We start from the raw sequence: 17,706 nt of genomic DNA on the forward strand, positions 1-17,706 counted from the left end.
GGTCCGGCGGGGCGTGGCGGCGGCCCCATCCGGCGCGCTGCCGGCCCTGTGGCGAGCCGGGTCGTAGGCCTCCACCCGGTTCTTGCCGTGGCCCTTGGCCGAGTACATGGCGGCGTCCGCCTCCCGCATGAGGCTGTCGGCGTCGCTGCCGGCGTGGCGGACGGCCAGCCCGGCGCTGGCGCCCACCTTCACCGGCGTACCGGCGATGTCCACGGGATCCCCCAGGGCGTCCACCGCCCGCTCGGCGATCCGGAGCGCGTCCTCGGGGACGCCGTCGAGCAGGAGGGCGAACTCGTCGCCGCCGAGGCGGGCGACCAGGTCGCCGGGGCGCACCGCCTCGGCCAGCCGGCTGGCGACGACGCACAGAAGCTCGTCGCCCGACAGGTGGCCCAGCTCGTCGTTGACGTTCTTGAAGTCGTCGAGGTCCACGTAGAGCACGGCCTGGGTGCCGTCGCGGCGGTCGGGGGAGGCAAGGGCCGACTCCAGGCGGGTGAGGAAGGCCGCCCGGTTGGCCAGGCCGGTCAGCGCGTCGTGGTTGGCCTGGATGGTGAGCGTGCGGTGACTGCCGGCCACGACCTCGGCCATGGTGTTGAACGTCTCGGCCAGGTCGCCGATCTCGTCGGCCCGCTCGACCTCCACGCGGTGGTCGAGCTCGCCCCGGGCCAGGCGGCCTGCCGAGTCGCGCAGGCGGGCGACGGGGCGCAGGACCTCCATGGACAGGCGCCGGCCGAACCGCACCACCAGGACGACGAGCACCAGGCTTGCGAGGGCGGTCGCCCCCGTCACCAGCCGGTCGAGATCGGCGGCCGCCTCCAGGTCCCGGCCCGCCATGGCCCTGCTCTTGCCGGCTGCCTCGTCGAGCAGCTTGAAGTTGTCCCTCGCCTCGGCCAGCCGAGCCAGGAACTGGACCGGTGACAGCAACCCGATCTCACCCGTCCACAGCTCCTTGTTCCTGGCCAGCTGGCGCTCGATCTGCTCACGCCCGCCCCCGGGGCGGAGAACGCCGATCGCCCGCTCGAAGCTGGCCCGTTCCGCATCGGCCGCGGCCTTGAGCTCCGCCCTGGCGGCCTCGTCGGCGAGGCCCTGCACGGCGGCCGAGCGCAGGAGCGCCGCCGTGACGATGTCGTCGCGCAGCTCCTCCAGCGCGCCGGCCTCCCGGTCCATGCGCAGGGCGGCGCCCTTGAAGGCGCCGACGGTCGAACGGGTCGCCGCGAAGTTCGCCAATGCCCCGACGAAGAAGACGACGAGCAGCACCCCGAGCGCCCGCCGCCATCTGGCGCGCAGGCTCCGCGTGCGGGCCGGCGTCGGGGACGAACTGCGCATCTCGGGTCGAGCCTCCGTGGTGACCTGTCGGGGACGGCGGTTCTCGGCCCGTCCCGTCGTGGTGCTGTTATCGGCAGGCAACCGGTCGACTTGCGCACTTGGCGGTGGCGACGTTCCCCCGGCGCGCTCCGCCGGCGGTCGGGTCGTCGCCGTGCCCCTTCAGCGGGGCGCCGCTGACCGCCGGGCGGGCGGATCACGGCCTGGCTGTCCCAGCGGCCGGGTAGCCTGCCGCCAGGCGGCTCGACCGAACAGGTCCTCACGATCCACTGGCGCGCCGGCCGCGCGCCGCTTCGGAAGGGACACCGGCAATGGAGAGCCCACTGATCGTCGTGGACGGCTGGCGCGCCGGCTGTCGGGACACCACCAACCTGCGGGAGGAGGCGTGGTCGTTCGCGCTCGACCAGCGGGCGTTCGGACCCCGTCGCCTGCTCGTCGCCTTCTCGGACCGGCGGGGGCGATTTCGCGGCCTGGCCCACACCGCTCGCACCTCACCGGCCGAGCTGGCGCTCGGGCCGTGCATCCGCCACGCCGGTCGAGGTGCCGCTGCTGCGGTCGCGTTCTGCGACGAGCCGCTGGTCTTGGGCCCGCCACCGCCGGACCTGGCGGCCCGCTTCGCGTCGGCTCGGTCGATCGCAGCCGCCCACGGGGTGCACCTCGTCGACTGGTTCGCCTGCGACGACGACCTGTTCCGCAGCACCCGGATCGCGCTGGACCCCGATTCCGAGTGGTGGGACGTTCCTCCGGCGCCCCGGTGGGCCCGTTGACGGGTCGGCCCTGGGAAGATCCTGGGGACGAGGGCTCCCCGACCTGGGGAAATCCCGCCGGTGGAATTTCACCCCTGTCATTGTCGCACCCGGCGGCGTAGTGTCTCGTCGTGGCCGAGCGCCGCCCCTGGCGGGTTGTCGATGCGGAGCTGTTCCGCTTCACCACCACCGAGCTGCACGACCTCCACGTCGCCGTCATGGCCGCCTTCGAGCAGGCTGCCGTCCTCGCCCCCGCCCTCAACCTCGATCAGGTCCGGGCCGCCCTCGCCGCCGGCGGTTGGGACGAACCCACCGACGACGACACCCTCCAGCGGGCCCTCGCGTCCCTGGTGGGCTGGGGCCTGCTCGACGCCACCCAGGACCACGCCGCCCGCTACGGCACACCCGAGGAGTTCGAGCGCAAGAACCTCCAGTGGTCGCTCACCCCCCGGGGGGAGGCGGCGGTGGCCGGCGTCATGCACGCCCTCGACTCGCTGCGCCACGCCGTGGGGCTCCAGACGGCGGTGCTCGACGCCATCGGCGACGGCCTGGCCGACCTGGCCGCGCTGGCCACGGTGCAGCCCCGCACGGTGGCCGGCGACGCCAGGGTCCACATCCAGCTGGCCCAGGTGGAGGGCCACCTCGACTCCCTGGTCCGCAGCGTGCGGAGCTTCAACGGCCACCTCCAGCGCCTCATGAAGGAGGACGGCACCGACGACGAGGTGTTCGCCGACGCCAAGCGGGCCACGGTCAACTACCTGGACGAGTACGTGCAGGGGGTCGAGCGGCCGCAGCGCCGGCTGGCGGTCGGCATCGAGCGGGTCGAGGCGCTGGGGCTGGCCACCGTCTTCGACCGGGCCCTGGCCGGCGCCAACCTGGCGCCGGTGGCCGGCGCCGATCCGGGCCCGGCCTGGCTGGCCGAGCGCCGCCGCCACTGGCAGGCCCTGCGGGCCTGGTTCGCCCCGACCGGCGCGGGCGACGGCACGGCGGTCGAGCGGCCCCGCATCGACGGCCTGCTGGACGTGGCCCGCACCGCCATCGTCGAGCTGCTCCGGGTGCTGGAGCGCCGGTGGGACAGCCGGCGCCGCTCGGCCTCGGTGGCCGACGACTTCCGCGCCCTGGCCCGGCTGTTCGCCGCCGCGCCCGGCGACGCCGAGGCCCACCGCCTGTTCGCCGCCGCCTTCGGCCTGTGGCCGGCCCGCCACGCCCACCTGGCCCCCCTCGACGGCGAGGGCCGGGCGCCCACCACGTCGTGGCTGGAGGCCGACCCGGTCGACGTCGCACCCTCGCTGCGCACCACCGGCGACCTCCAGCAGCGGGGCAGGCCCCGCCCGGTGTCCGACCCGTCGTACTACCGGGCGGCGCGCCAGCGCGACCAGGCCGCCGCCCTGGCCGCCCACGACGAGGTGCGGGAGGCGCTGGCCACCGAGGGCCGGGTGCCGCTGTCGGCGTTCGCCCGCCTCCCGTCGGCCGCCTTCGCCGAGCTGCTGGCCCTCCTGGCGGCCGGCCTCGACGCCCCCCTCGGCACCGACGGCACCCGCCGGGCCCTGTCGGCGGACGGGCGGGTGGAGGTCGTGCTGGAGGACCCGGGCGACGGGCGCGCCGCCCACCTCTCCACCGACGACGGCGTGCTCCACGGCCCGGACCTGCTGGTGTCGATCACCGTGGACGGCGGGGCGGTCGGCGAAGGCGGACAGGAGGCGGCCGGTGGCTGAGTCGGTCCTCACCCGTGACCTGGCCCACGAGCGCTCGGTGGCCATACGCACGCTGCTCGGGCGCCCGCTGATCGACGCCGACGACGATGCCGACGCGTTCCGCCTGGTGGCCCGCCACGCCGGCTGGCTCACCGAGTGGTTCGAGTCGGCGTGCGGGTGGGCGCTCACCGTGGACACCACCGCCGGGTACGCCCGCCTGGCCAAGCGCTCGGCCGGCGCCCCGGTGGTCCGCCCCCTCCACCGCACCCGGGGCAGCGAGGCGGCGTTCGACCGCCGCCGCTACCAGCTGCTGTGCCTGGTGTGCGCCGAGCTGGTGCGCCACCCCCACACCACCGTGGGCCTCCTGGCCGGCGCCGTGCGAAGGGATGCGAACCTCGACACCAGCCGCCACGGCGAGCGGGCCGCCTTCGTCGACGCCCTGCGAGCCCTCCTGGCCTGGGGGGTGGTGCGGGCGAGCGCCGGCGACGTCGACGCCTACCTGGGCAGCGAGCGCGGCAACGCCCTACTGACGGCCGACACCGCCCGCCTGCACCGGCTGATGGCGAGCGCCACCGCCCCGAGCGCGCTGGCGGCGGACGCCACCACCGACGACGCCGTCGAGCGGCTGCTGGCCGAGCCCCGCTACGGCGACGGCCCGGACGAGGTGGCCTCCGGCGACGACGCCCGCCACCGCCGGGCCCGCCACCGCCTGGCCCGGCGCCTGCTCGACCAGCCCGTGGCCCACCTCGACGACCTCGGCCCGTCCGAGGCCGACTACCTGGCCAGTCCCGGCGGCCGCAGGTGGCTGCGGGACCGGGTGGCCGAGGCCGGGTTCGAGCTGGAGGAGCGGGCCGAGGGGCTGGTGGCCGTCGACCCCGACGGCCTGGCCACCGACCGCCACTTCCCCGCCCCGCTGGGCCATGCCCACCAGCTCGCCCTGCTGCTGGCCGACCGCCTGGTCAACACCGGCGCAACCGGCGCCCGGACGCTCGGCCGCCTCAGCGCCGCCCGGCTGGCCGCCGAGGTCGACGCCGTGTTCGCCCGCTTCCCGTCGTGGGCCAGGGGCCAGCGGGACGAGGGCGGCGCCGGGCGCCTGGGGCGGGAGGCGGTGGAGCTGCTCGCCGCCTTCGGCCTGGTGCGCCTCCACCCCGACGGCTCGGTGGAGGCCCGCCCGGCGCTGGCCCGCTACCGGGTCGGGGAGCCGGTGGTCCGCGCGGCCACGCCCAGCCTGTTCGACGAGGAGGTCCCCGCATGACCGGCCCGGGAGGCCGGTCCATCGGCGACTCGCTGGCGTGCCATCACGAAGGGATGGTCCGCCAATGACGGTCACCATGCGGCCCGAGGAGGCGGGCACCGCCACCGCGCCCGAGCGGCCCGCCCGCTGGCGCCCCACCCGGGCCGGCCTGGTGGGGCTGTGGCGCTACTGGGACGAGACGTTCCGCTTCCACCACGGCCGGCTGCTCCTGCGGGGGGCCAACGGGTCGGGCAAGTCGATGGCCCTCGAGCTGCTGCTGCCGCTGCTGCTCGACGGCGACCCCAGCCCCCACAAGCTCACGTCGGCGGCCAAGCTGCGGGGCAGCCTGTTCGACCGGGTGACGGCCGGCAGCGACGAGCCCACGCGCGCCGGCTTCGCCTGGATCGAGTTCACCCGGGGCGACGACACGTTCACGGCCGGCGCCCGCATCCGGGCCTCGCAGTCCACCCGCCGGGCCGAGGTCGACTGGTTCACCACCACGCTGGCGGTGGGGCGCGGGCTGCACCTGCTGGACGCCGACCGCACGCCCCTCTCCCGAAAGGCCCTGGTGGAGGCGCTGGGCGATGCCGGGCGGGTGCACGGCACCGGCGAGGAGCACCGCAACGCCGTGCGGGAGGCCCTGTTCCCCGGTTTCTCGGCCGACCGCTTCGCCTCCGTCGTCAGCGCCCTGCTGGCCCTGCGCAAGGAGAAGCTGTCTCAGCACCTGGACCTGGTCAAGCTGTCGGTCACCCTGTCGGAGTCGCTGCCGCCGGTGGACGAGCACGACGTGGCCGCCGTGGCCGAGGGCTTCGAGCGCCTCGACCGGCGCCGGGCCGAGCTGGAGGCGCTGGAGGCCGACCTGGCCGTGGCCCGCCAGCTGGCCCGGGCCCAGACGGACTACGCCCGGGCCGTGGTGGTGGGCGTGGCCGGCGAGGTCCGCTCGGCCGAGTACCGCCGGGACGAGGTCACCCGCGCCGAGCGCCAGGCCCGGTCGGCCCTGGAGGAGGTGGAGGCGGAGTCGGCGGCCGCCGCCGCCGAGCGCCGGGCCGTGGGGGAGCGGGTGGAAGCGGTGGCCGTCGAGGTCGACGCCCTCAAGACGGGCGACGCCTACAAGAGCGGCGTGGCCCTGGCCGACCTGCGGGCCCAGGCCCGGTCGTTGCGCGAGGTGGCCGTCCGCCTCGGCCGTGCCGCCGGGGAGCGGGCCGCCCAGCGCGACGTCGCCGCGGCCGACGCCGAGGAGGCGGCGGCCGAGGCCGGTGACGGCTCCGGCAACCTCGCCCTGGCCGTCGACGACCTGCGCCGGGCGGCCATGGCGGCGGGCGCCGGTGGCGTGGTCGACGAAGCGGCCGCGGGGGCGGACGCCGACGACGGCGAGCGCCTGGTGCTGGCCTGGGTCGACGCCCACCGGCGCCGGGTGGCGGAGGTTCGCACCGCCCTCGTCGCCCACACCCGGGCGGTCGACGCCCGCACGCTTCGAGAGGACCAGGTGCAGGGCGACGAGGCCGCCGTCGAGCGCCGCCTGGTGTCGGTGGCCGAGACCCGTGCAGCCCGGGATGCCGCAGTGGCGGCCTTCGAGACGGCGGTGGGGGAGTGGGCGGGCCGGTGCGTCACCGCCGGCGTCGAGCGGGTGCGGGGAGCGCTGCCCCGCCCGGCCGGCGAGCCCGAGGCCGTGGGCCGGGCGGTGGCCGGGCTGGCCGCCGAGCTCGGGTCGGAGGACGCGGTGGCCCGCAGCGTGCTCGCCGCCGACCGTGCCGCGGCGGCCGGCGAGCGCGCCGCCCTGGTCGAGGAGCGGGCCCGGTGGGCCGAGGGCGGGCTGGTCGACCCCGAGGGCCCGGGCTGGCGCTCGCCCCGTGCCGGCCGTCCGGGCGCGCCCCTGTGGCGCCTGGTCGACGTGGCGCCCGGCGTGGAGCCGGCCCAGGTCGACGGGCTGGAGGCCGCCCTCACCGGCGCCGGCCTGCTCGACGCCTGGGTTGCGCCCGACGGCGCCGTCGACCTGGGCCACGGCCGCTCCGACGTGGTCCTCGCCCCGCGCCCGTGGCCCGGGCGGTCGCTGGCCGACGTGCTGGTGGCGGCCGGCCCGGCCGACCCGGCCGGCCCGGGAGCCGGGTTCGTGGCGCCCGACGTCGTCGCCGCCGTGCTGGCGTCGGTGCCGCTGGTGGCCACCGCCCTCGACGAGCCGGCCGCGGCGGCGGCGTCGTCTTCGGCGGGCGCCCCCGTCGTGGCCGTCGGCTTCGACGAGCCGGCCCGCGCTCCCGCGCCATCAACGTCGGCGGGCGGCCCCGTCCCGGCCGCCGGCTACGACGAGCCGGCCGGCGCGGGGGCCGCGCCATCACCGTCGACGGACATCCCCGTCCTGGCCGTCGCCCTCGACGGCACCTACCGCCTGGGGGCGGCCACCGGCCGCGGCCCGGGGCGGCCGGCCGAGTGGCTGGGCGCCGTCGCCCGGGAGCGCCGGCGCCTGGCCCGCCTGGCCGAGATCGACGCCGCCCTGGCCGCCGCCGACGCCCGCCTGGCCGAGCTCGACCGCCACCAGGCCGGCCTCGACCGCCGCCGGGCCGCCGTCGCGGCGGAGCTCGACGCCGCGCCGAGCGGGGCCGCGGTCTTCGACGCCCGGCGGGTGCTGGGTGACGCCGAGGCCCGCCTGGTCGAGGCGGAGTCCACCCTGGCCCGCACCCGGCAGGCCCTGGTCGAGGCGGAGGCGGCGGTGCGGGAGGCGCTGCGGGCCCTCACCCTGCTGGCCGCCCGCCACGACCTGCCCACCGACCCGTCCGGCCTGGGCGAGGTCGAGGCCGGCCTGGCCGGCGTCGCCCGGGCGGCCGGCACGTGGGCGCGCCGCCGCCGGGAGCTGGCCACCGCCGAGCGCCAGCACGCCAAGGCCGTCGCCCGCCTGGCCGACGCCGAGCGGGCCGCAGGGTCGGCCGCCGCCCACCACCGCGACGCCGACCGCGAGGCGGTTGCCACCGAGGCCCGGGTCGCCGCCCTGGAGCAGTCGGTGGGCGCCGAGTACGGCGAGGTGCTGCGACGGCTGGCCGGCCTCGAGGCCGAGCGCACCGCCGCCCAGCGCCGCGAGCGGGAGCTGGCCGACCAGCTCCCGACCCTGGAGCGCAGGGTGGGCGCCCTCACCGGCGAGTTGGCGGCGGCCGAGGCGGAGCGGGCCCGGGCCGAGCAGGAGCGGGCCGCGTCCCAGCAGCGGCTGGCGGCCGTGCTGGCCGCCCTGGGCGACGACGCCGCCGTCACCCCGCCGGGGCCGCTCGACAGCGCCTCCGCCGTCCTGGCTGCGGCCCGGGCCATCGCCGCCGACCACGAGAAGGTGGCGAGCGACCCGCGGACCGTCGAGCGGACGTCCGAGCGGGTGCGCGAGCGGGTGCACGCCGCCCAGGCGGCACTGGGGGCGCGGGTGGACGTCTCCCGTGACCTGGCCGACGAGGGCTGGTGGGCCCTGCGCACCCTGTACCAGGGCCGCCGGCGGGGGGCGGCCGCCCTGGCCGAGGGGCTGGCCACCGAGCTGGCCGAGGGGAGGGCCGAGCTGGCCGCCGAGGAGGAGCAACTGTTCGAGCAGACGCTGGCCGGCAGCGTGCGCCGGGCCCTGGCCGAGCGCATCCGCCAGGCGAACGGCCTCGTCGACGGCATCAATACGCAGCTGGGAGCGGTGGTCACGGCCGCAGGCGGCGTGCACGTGCGCCTGCGCTGGGAGGTCGACCCCGACCAGCCGGTGGCCGTGAAGGCGGCCCGGGCACTCCTCCTGCGCGACCCGGCCGACTTGTCCGACGACGAGCGGGCGTCGCTCCAGGCCTTCGTGCGGGCCCGGGTCGACCAGGCCAGGGCGGAGCTGGAGGCCACCGCCAGCTGGGAGGCCCGCCTGCGGGAGACGCTCGACTACCGGGCCTGGCACCGCTTCACCCTCCAGCTGGCCCACCGCGACTGGGACGGCTTCCAGCCGGCCACCGCCAGGCGGCTGCAGAAGCTGTCCACCGGCGAGCGGTCCATCGCCCTGCACCTGCCCATGATCGCCTCGGTGGCGGCGCACTACGCCGGCGACGACGGCCACCCGTCGGGCTGCCCCCGGCTCATCCTGCTGGACGAGCTGTTCGCCGGCGTCGACACCGCCAACCGGGCCCAGCTGTTCGGCACCTTCTCCACGTGGGACCTCGACGCCGTGTTCACCAGCGACCAAGAGTGGTGCCAGTACGCCACCCTCGACGGCATCGCCATCCACCACCTGCACCCGTCGGCCGGCGACGAGCCGGTGACCTCCACCCGCTTCACCTGGGACGGCCGGCGCCGCCTGGCCGACGCTGCGGCCGGCGCCGGATGACCTCGGTGCCGGCCACGGCACGGGGTGCCGGCCGGCTGGCCGCGCCCGAGATGGCGCCGGTCGTCGACGAGCTGGCCCGCCGGTTCGGCGAGGGCACGGTGCCGGTGCTGGTGACCGTGCCCCGCCTGTCGATGGCGCAGCGCCTGGCACTGGCCGACCTGTTCGGGCTCGACCGCCTTCCCTCGGGGACGGCCAAGCTCCGGGTGGACAGGCTGGTCGCCGCCCTCGGGCTGGAGTCGGTGGAGGCCCTGCGGGACGCCGTCGAGGAGGTCAGGGGCCCGCTGCCCGACCGGCGGGCCGAGCGCCTTGCCCAGCGGTCGGCCCGCCACGACCTGTGGTCCTGGCTGGCGGGTGAGGCGCTCGCCGTCCCGCTGTTGCGGGGCGCGCCGGCGGCCGTGGCGGCGTGGGTGGAGCGGGTGCGGGCCCAGGGGCCGAGAGGCGGGGTCGACGCCCACCGCCGGCGGCTGGAGACGGCCCTCCGGGTGCTGCGGGCCCTGCCGGCGGACAACGTGGCCCTGGCCGCCTTCGCCAGCGACGTGGCCGACGACCCCCACGCCCTCGACCGGGGCCGGCGGGTGGCGGCGGTGGTGCTCGACGCGGTGGCGCTGTCGACCGGCGCCCCCCTGCCGGGCAGCGCGGAGTCGGTTCGCGACCTGTGGGAGTCGGTCGGCGTGGCGCCCGACCCGTTGTCGTCCACCGTGCTGGCGTTGGGCCTGCCGGGCGCCGGGGCGCCGGGTCCCCTCGGTCCGTGGCTGGCGGCCGCCGCAGCCGCCGGCGAGCCGGTCGTGCTCACCCTGGCGCAGCTGCGCCGCTGGCCGGTCCCGGCGCTGCCGGCGCACGCCGTGGCCTACGTGGTGGAGAACCCGTCCCTCGTGGCCGAGGCCGCCCGCACGGGTTGGACCGGCCGCCCCCCGCTGGTGTGCAGCTCGGGCCGTCCCACCGTCGCCGTCGTCACCCTGCTGCGCCGGCTGGGCGCCGCCGGCGCCGAGCTCCGCCAGCACGCCGACTTCGACGCCGCCGGCCTGTCCATCACCGCCTGGCTGGCCGAGCGGGCCGGCACCACGCCGTGGCGGATGACGGCGGCCGACTATGCCTCGCGTTCCGGGGACCCGAAACGGTCGGGCGCCCTGCCGCCCACGCCGTGGGACCCGGCGCTGCACCGGGCCATGTCCGGTGCCGGGGCCCCGGTCTACGAGGAGCAGCTGCGGGCCGAACTGCTCGACGCCATGCGCTGACGGGGCCCGCGGCCGGGCTCGTCCGCCTACCCTTTCGCCTTCGTGAGCCGAGCCCGGGTTCCCGAGGACTGGGAGATCGACCTCGCGCAGGCGAGGGTGCTGGAGCGGCAGGTGCACACGGCGCTCCGGTCCCATCCCGCGATCACCCGTCTCACCGACTTCACCGGCGAGATGGACGCGCTCGACTTCCACTTCCGGTTCGAGCGCGACGACGTGCGCGTCGACGTCAAGGCCAAGAAGAAGCGGTACTCGGACGACTACGCCGAGCTGTGGCTCGAAACCCGCCGCGACGAGCTGTTCGTCCTGGACGAGACCTGCTTCCGCACGCTCGTCTGGGAGGAGGGGCTCGGCTACCTACTGGTACGCGACCAGCCCCGCGGCCGGTGGCACGTCTTCGGTCCATGGGAGCTCTGTCTCGGGCCGCGCCGCCGGTTCGAGCGGCTGGGCACGAAGACGGACCGGGAGTTCTCGAAGGGCAAGCTCCTCCTCGACCTGCGCACCGCTTCGAGGACGACGAGGGACCTGGACATCGATGCGTTCCTCGACGTGGTGCGGCAGAGCCGGCGCGCCCTGCACGGGATCGAGGCCGTCCCCGTCCGCAGCGAGGGCTCCCTTCCGGTGGTCCCTCGGCGGCGGCCGGTGCCGGCTGCGCCCGGGAGCGAGGCGGCAGAACCGCGGTCGGCGCCGAGCCTCGGCGTTCGCCTGGCACGGCGACGTCGGCACCGACGCCCGGAAGGCCTTCAAGGACGACCCGCACGACGCCCTCCTCACGACGCCCGAGAGCCTCGAGCTGCTGCTCACCTCGCCCAGCCACGACGAACGATCGCTGTTCGCCGGCCTCCGGGCGGTGGTGATCGACGAGGTGCACGCCTTCGTCGGCACCCCCCGGGGCGCCCAGCTGGCCAGCCTGCTCGAGCGCCTCTTCCAGTTCGTCGACGCCGACTTCCAGCGCATCGGGCTCTCGGCCACCGTCGGGGCCCCGGAGAAGGTCCTCGGTTGGGTGCGGGGCGCCTCGCTCCGGGAGGCGGAGCTCGTGGTCGGTGGAGCGGCGATGCACGGCGAGGAGCTCTCCGTCCGCACCTGCCGACGACGTGGAGGCGCTCGACGTCGTGTCGCAGGCCGCCACCGGCCACCGCTCGATCGTCTTCACCCGCTCTCGCCGCCGGGCCGAGCAGCTCGCCCACCTGATGGGCGTCCCCGTCCACCACTCCTCGATCGCCGCCGAGGGCCGGGAGGACGTCGTCCGTCGCCTCCGCGACGGCGAGCTGCCGTGCGTGGTGGCGACGGCGAGCCTCGAGCTGGGCATCGACATCGGCGACCTCGACCTCGTCGTCCACGACGGGGCGCCGACGTCGCCGAGCAGCTACCTGCAGCGTCTCGGCCGCACCGGGCGGAGGAGCGGGCGGCGGCGGATGGTGTTCACCGTCGGCCAACCCGACCAGCTGGTCCTCGTGCTCGCCACCGTCCTGCGGGCACGCCGCAACCACCTCGAGCAGTTGGACCCCCAGCGCGGCGCCCGCCTCGTGCTGGGTCAACAGGCCTTGGCGGTCACGCAACAGTCGTTCCTCGTCGACCGCTCACAACTGGGCGAGACGTTGCGCTGGAGCCCGACCTTCGCCGGTCTCGATGCGGAGATCGAAGCGACCATCGATCACCTGATCGCTGAGCAATGGCTGCGCAGCGACGGCGACCGCCTCGTCCCGGGGCGCAGGCACAACGAGCGCTTCGGCGGGGTCCGGGGCGTCGTGCAGCTGCTCGCCACGTTCCAGTCGTCTCCCGGAGCCACGGTCGTCGAGGAGGCGGGGCGGAAGGTGGGGACCGTCGATTGGCGGGAGCTCGACGACCGCGACGGCGGCCGGCGCGACGCCGCCCTCGTCGTCTCGGGGCGGTCGTGGGAGGTCGTGCGCGTCGACCGCCGGGAGGGCATCCTGGTCGTCAAGCCGGGGAAAGGCGGCAAGCCGCCGTCCTGGCAGGGCCCGATGGTCGAGGTCGAGCGGGCCACCTGGGAGGCCGTGCGCGAGGTGCTGGCGAACACCGATGTGCCCGTGGACGCCGACGCCCGGGCCCACGACTGGCTCAGCCGGGCGCGGTCGGCCTGGGCCGGCCGGTTGGAGACGCCGGCGCGCTCGGCGGGCGACCGCACCGTCGTCGACAGCTTCTGCGGCGTCCCCGTCCACCGGGCAGCGCTCGCCGCCCTGGGCGTCGAAGGTCGGGCGGAGGGAGCGACCTGCGAGATCGCGTCCCCGCTTCCCGTTGTCGCGGAACGGGCCCGTGCGCTCCTCGACGAGTTCGACGCCGTCCTCGATGCCGACGCCCGCCGGGTCGCCCCGCAGCTCCAGGTCCGGTTCCCCGACCTGGTGGCGCCGGCGGTGCTCCTGGCCGAGGCGCGGCGGTTCCACGTCGATGCCGACGGGTTCCACCGGTTCCTCACACTGGTCGCCGAGTCGTAGATGGCGTTCCTCATCCCCGACAATCTGCGCACCCGCAGCGACGTCCCCGCCGGCGTCAACCGCACGGCGCGGGTCCTCCAGGACACGCTCGACGACGCGTCGACCGCCTGGTACGAGCCGCTGTTCGACGTGGGCGGCGAGCGGCCGGACCTCGTGGTGATGGTGCCCGACGTGGGGGTCCTCGTGCTGGAGGTCCTCGAGGAGAAGCCCGGCGCCGTCAGGGGCGTCCAGGACGGGAAGCTCACGATCACCAAGGCGTCCGCGGAACGCCTCGTCGACGACCCGCTGGTCCGGGCCCGGGCGTTCGCAGACGCCCTGCGAGCCGCCATTTGCGAGACGCCCCACCTCGCCGACGACGAGCGCCTGCCCGTGGTCGCCGCCGCCGTCCTGCCCTACCTGTCCCGAGCCGACGGCGAGCGCAAGGGGCTCGGCCGGGTGATGGACCTCGGGCAGTGCCTGTTCCGGGACGACGTCGAGGCGGCGCTGACCGACGGCGAGCTGCTGCGGCGCCAGGTCATGCGCCTCCTCGACGCACCACTCCGAGACCCGCTGTCGGCGGCGGCCGAGAAGGCGCACCGGGCCGTCATCCACCCCGACACGGTGATCGGGTCGGCGCAGCTCCAGTTCCCCTCGGCCACGCCGGCAGAGGAGCTCAAGGTGCTCGATCGCCGCCAGGAGGCCCTGGCCAAGGGCCTCGGCGACGGCCACCGGGTGGTGCGAGGCGTGGCCGGCTCCGGGAAGACGCTGATCCTCACCTACCGGGCGCGGCTCCTGGCCCGCGCCCTGCCGCACCACCGGGTACTGGTCGTCTGCTACAACCGCGCCCTGGCCGGGGTCTTCGAGCGGCAGCTGCGCTGCCCGAACGTGCGGGTGCACCGCATCGAGGCCCTGATGAACAAGGCCCGGAAGACCGTCGACCTTCCCGAGATGGCCTTCGACACCACGTCCATGGAGGAGCGGGCGAAGGCCGCGCTCGGCGTACTCGATCGTCACCCGAACGCCGTGGGCCGGTTCGACCACGTCCTCGTCGACGAGGCCCAGGACTTCCCGACCGCCGCCCTGGCGTTCGCCGTCCGGCTGCTCCGGCCGGGCTCGGAGTCGCTCCTCGTCGTCGCCGACGCCGCCCAGAACATCTACCGCAACCAGTTCCGGTGGAAGGACGCCGGCATCAACGCCGTCGGTCGCACGCGGGTTCTCGACAACAGCTATCGCAACACCCGGTAGATCCTCGAGTACGCCAACGAGTTCCTGCTCCGGGGCGGCGACTTCAAGGCCGATGCGTCGATCGACGACGAGACGGCGCTCATCCCGCCGAGGACGAGCCTGCGTTCCGGGCCCCTTCCCACGTTCCTGCACCTGGCCACGCCGCAGGAGGAGGTGCTCCTCATCGCCGACCGCTGCCGGGCACTGCTCGACGCCGGCGTGGCCCCGTCGTCGATCGCCGTGCTCTACGGCGCGCGGGCGGCGGGCGGGTTCGAGTGGACCCGTCCGCTCCTGGCGGCGCTGCGCAGTCGCCGGGTGCCCGTCTACTGGGTGACGGACCCCGACCACGACGAGAACCGGGACCACGTGGGCGAGGAGACCTCGAGGATCGTGCTCTCGACGATCCACTCGGCCAAGGGGCTCGAGTTCTCCCACGTGCTCATGTGCGGCTACCTCGACGACCGGCCGCCCGCAGATCGCGTGTTGAGCCGCCGCTTGATCTACGTCGGGATGACCCGCGCCACGCACGAGCTCGTGCTCACCGCCAGCGGGAACCACGAGTTCATCGCCGACCTGGAGACATAGCCACGTATCGGGAGCGCCGCAGCCGCAGGTTCAACCGGGTGGGTGGTGGTTGCGGGACCGCCGTGGTGGCCGGAGTGGCAGGTGTGGCCGTTGTTGAGGATGAGGTTCCACGGATGTAATTACGCTCTTGTGCTTCGGGACCACCGCCTGGTTTCATGGGAGCGATCCCGTTCCGAAAGCGAGGTGGCCCATGGGCGTCAACAACCGGGAGCGTCGGCGGGCCAAGAAGCACAAGCGCCAGCGAGCAGAGGCCGCCCGCGGCGTCCCCGGGCGCGAGGCGCCCCGTCGCTCCGGGCCCGGCGACGGTTCCCGCTCGGCGGGCTTCGACGAGCGCATGGTGCGCGAGGCGGTGCTGGCGACGGCCGAGGCCTACCGCTTCGAGTCGCAGGAGGCGTTCGCGTCGGGGCTGGAGGCGCTGGCCGTCGCCGAGGCCTTCGTCGGCCGCACCGCGGTCGACGGCGCCGTGCAGTGGTGGATGGAGCGGGCCCTCGACCGGGCCTGGAACTCCGGTTGGCAGCCGGCCGACGTGGTCCGCATCGTGCGGCGCAGGCTCGGCGTCCCCCACGCCGGCGCGGTCGCCGGTGCCGTCGCCGCCAGCGCCGCCCGCCGCCCCGAGGCGGCGGCCGACGAGCGGTGGGCGGCCCAGGCCGCCGCCATCGCCGCCGACGCCGGCTCGGCGCCGCCTCGCCGCCCGTGGCCCGAGCACCTGGGCCTCGCCGTGCAGGCCCTCTCGCTCGTGCTCCACCTGCCGCCCCTGCCCCGTCTGGCGCCGTCGCCCGCCAACGGGCGCGCCGGCGGCCGCTCGGGGGCGGTGCTCGAACGGGTCCGGGCCCTCCTCGCCAAGGCCGAGTCCACCACGTTCGCCGAGGAGGCCGAGGCCCTCACGGCCAAGGCCCAGGAGCTCATGGCCCGCCACGCCATCGACGAGGCCATGCTCGACGCGGCCGGTGGCGGGGCGCCGTCGGCCGTCGCCGGGCGGCGCATCGGGGTCGAGGACCCCTACGCGGCGGCGAAGTCGGTGCTCCTGGACCGCGTCGCCACCGCCAACCGCTGCCGCTCCGTGTGGAGCGGGGACATGGGCTTCTCCACCGTGTTCGGCACACCGGGCGACCTCGACATCGTCGAGGTCCTCTTCACCTCCCTGCTCGTCCAGGGCACCGACGCCATGGTGGGGGCGGGCCGCTCGGTCGACCGCTCGGGGCGCTCCCGCACCCGCTCGTTCCGCCAGTCGTTCCTCCTGGCCTACGCCATGCGCATCGGCGAGCGGCTGGCGGCGACCACCGAGGAAGCGGTGGCTGAGGCGGTCGGGCGCCACGGCGACGCCCTGCTGCCGGTGCTGGCCGGCCGGGCCGGCGCGGTCGACGACGCCGTGGCCGAGGTCTTCCCGGACATGGTGAGCCGCGGCCTCGCGATCACCAATGGGGCCGGGTGGGTGGCGGGGCGGACCGCCGCCGACCTGGCCACGCTGGCGGTGGGCGACGAGCTGGCAGCCGGCTGACCGGCCGATGGGCCGTGCCGGAGGCCCTGGCCCGCCGGCGCCCGTTCATGGGAAAAGGCACGCGATTCCCCTCAAGGACGCGGGCGAGACGGCCGATGAACCCTGGTGCAATCTGGTCCGAGTGGGGCGAAGCACGCTCGTGGAACGGCGACGGCGCTGGCGTCGTTGCTCGCACCCGAGGCGGTGGACGCACACGCCATCGGCTTCTCCACCGACGACGCGCTGCGCGCCATCCGCACCCATCTCGGCATGGACGTCGCCTTCGTCTCCGAGTTCACCGGGGGCCGGCGGGTCTTCCGCCGGGTCGACGCCGCACCGGGCCGTTGCCCGGTGCGCGAGGGTGAAGCGGGCCCCCTGGAGGACAGCTACTGCCAGCGGGTGGTGGACGGGCGCCTCCCCGAGCTGATCCACGACGCCGCCGAGGTCCCGGCCGCGGCCGAGCTGCCCGTGACGTCAGCCCTTCCCGTCGGCGCCCACCTCAGCGTGCCGATCCGCCTGGCCGACGGGCGCGTGTACGGGACGTTCTGCTGCTTCAGCGCCCAGCCCGACCACACCCTCACCGACCGCGACCTGGCGATGATGCGCATCTTCGCCGACCTCACCGGGGCCCACATCGACCGCACGCTCCAGGAGGAGCGCCGGACGGACGAGGCGGAGGCCCGGATACGCGGCGTGCTCGGCGGTGACGGGATGTCGATGGTGTTCCAGCCCATCGTCGACATCGACCGAGGGCGGGTCGTGGGCTTCGAGGCCCTCGCCCGGTTCGACGGCGAACCGTCACGGGGCCCCGACGCCTGGTTCGCCGAGGCGGCGGCCGTGGGGCTCGGGGTCGACCTCGAGCTCGCCGCCGTCGAGCTGGCCCTGCGTGCGCTTGGCGAGCTCCCCGACGACGTGTACGTGGGCGTGAACGTCTCACCGGCGACGGTCCTGTCGGGACGGCTGTGTGCCGTCCTGGCCGGCGTCCCGCAGCGCCGGGTCGTGCTCGAGCTCACCGAGCACGACGCCATCGAGGCCTACGACGAGCTCGTCGTCGAGCTGGGCCGCCTCAACAGCCGCGGCGTCCGCACGGCGGTCGACGACGCGGGCGCCGGGTACGCCACCTTCCGCCACATCCTCCGCCTGCGCCCCGACGTCATCAAGCTCGACATGGCGTTGACGCGAGACGTCGACACGGACGCCAACCGGCGCGCGCTGGCCTCCGCGCTGATCGCCTTCGGCCGGGAGACGGGGAGCGCGATCGTCGCCGAGGGGGTCGAGACGGCGGGCGAGCTTCGCACGCTGCGCGCCCTCGGCGTGACGACCGCTCAGGGCTACCACCTGGGCCGCCCGTCGACCCTTCCCGCCCTCCACGACGTGCAGGCGGCGACCAGGTCCTGAGCCGGTCCGCCGGTGGCGATGGAGCGGCCCGGGCCCGTCCTGCCACCAC

The 17,706-nt window shown here is 76.0% G+C and carries 11 protein-coding genes; 10 read left to right on the plus strand and 1 reads right to left on the minus strand.

Going from position 1 to position 17,706, the window contains the following annotated elements; all coding sequences use genetic code 11:
- The coding region (locus tag VM242_05245; protein ID HVM04558.1) for a diguanylate cyclase at positions 1-1,323 on the minus strand (1,323 nt) is incomplete at its 3' end.
- Positions 1,324-1,631: 308 nt separating this feature from the next.
- Between VM242_05245 and VM242_05250 the strand changes: the two genes are divergently transcribed.
- From VM242_05250 to VM242_05295, 10 genes are all read left to right on the plus strand, one after another.
- Positions 1,632-2,087, plus strand: coding sequence for a hypothetical protein (locus VM242_05250; GenBank protein ID HVM04559.1), 456 nt, complete (start codon positions 1,632-1,634; stop codon positions 2,085-2,087).
- Between the two features lie 110 nt (positions 2,088-2,197).
- The gene (locus VM242_05255; protein HVM04560.1) at positions 2,198-3,781 is read left to right on the plus strand and encodes a TIGR02677 family protein; all 1,584 of its coding nucleotides are present in this window, start codon (positions 2,198-2,200) and stop codon (positions 3,779-3,781) included.
- Positions 3,774-5,015: a TIGR02678 family protein gene (locus VM242_05260; protein ID HVM04561.1), complete on the plus strand. Its 1,242-nt coding sequence runs from the start codon at positions 3,774-3,776 to the stop codon at positions 5,013-5,015. The genes VM242_05255 and VM242_05260 overlap by 8 nt, the downstream gene beginning before the upstream one ends.
- 64 nt (positions 5,016-5,079) lie before the next feature.
- A complete protein-coding gene (locus VM242_05265) occupies positions 5,080-9,309 on the plus strand; it encodes an SbcC/MukB-like Walker B domain-containing protein (GenBank protein HVM04562.1) in 4,230 nt (1,409 codons plus the stop codon).
- 5 nt (positions 9,310-9,314) lie between these two features.
- Complete coding sequence (locus VM242_05270) at positions 9,315-10,544, plus strand: TIGR02679 family protein (protein HVM04563.1); 1,230 nt, start codon at positions 9,315-9,317, stop codon at positions 10,542-10,544.
- A 1,091-nt stretch (positions 10,545-11,635) separates the two neighbouring features.
- A complete protein-coding gene (locus tag VM242_05275; GenBank protein ID HVM04564.1) occupies positions 11,636-12,994 on the plus strand; it encodes a helicase-related protein in 1,359 nt (452 codons plus the stop codon).
- Positions 12,995-14,218 (plus strand): UvrD-helicase domain-containing protein, encoded by a 1,224-nt coding sequence (locus VM242_05280; GenBank protein HVM04565.1) that lies wholly within the window; start codon positions 12,995-12,997, stop codon positions 14,216-14,218.
- Between the two features lie 153 nt (positions 14,219-14,371).
- Positions 14,372-14,782 (plus strand): 3'-5' exonuclease, encoded by a 411-nt coding sequence (locus tag VM242_05285; protein HVM04566.1) that lies wholly within the window; start codon positions 14,372-14,374, stop codon positions 14,780-14,782.
- A 190-nt stretch (positions 14,783-14,972) separates the two neighbouring features.
- Positions 14,973-16,280, plus strand: coding sequence for a DUF2786 domain-containing protein (locus VM242_05290; protein ID HVM04567.1), 1,308 nt, complete (start codon positions 14,973-14,975; stop codon positions 16,278-16,280).
- A gap of 183 nt (positions 16,281-16,463) precedes the next feature.
- A complete protein-coding gene (locus VM242_05295; protein ID HVM04568.1) occupies positions 16,464-17,657 on the plus strand; it encodes an EAL domain-containing protein in 1,194 nt (397 codons plus the stop codon).
- Positions 17,658-17,706 lie beyond the last annotated feature (49 nt).

The organism is Acidimicrobiales bacterium (genome assembly GCA_035540975.1).
Lineage (GTDB): Bacteria > Actinomycetota > Acidimicrobiia > Acidimicrobiales.

Excerpts from the sequence above, each read along its gene's own strand:
- VM242_05250 (HVM04559.1), top strand. The coding sequence starts at position 1,632 with ATGGAGAGCCCACTGATCGTCGTGGACGGCTGGCGCGCCGGCTGTCGG.
- VM242_05265 (HVM04562.1), top strand. The coding sequence starts at position 5,080 with ATGACGGTCACCATGCGGCCCGAGGAGGCGGGCACCGCCACCGCGCCC.
- VM242_05280 (HVM04565.1), top strand. The coding sequence starts at position 12,995 with ATGGCGTTCCTCATCCCCGACAATCTGCGCACCCGCAGCGACGTCCCC.
- VM242_05290 (HVM04567.1), top strand. The coding sequence starts at position 14,973 with ATGGGCGTCAACAACCGGGAGCGTCGGCGGGCCAAGAAGCACAAGCGC.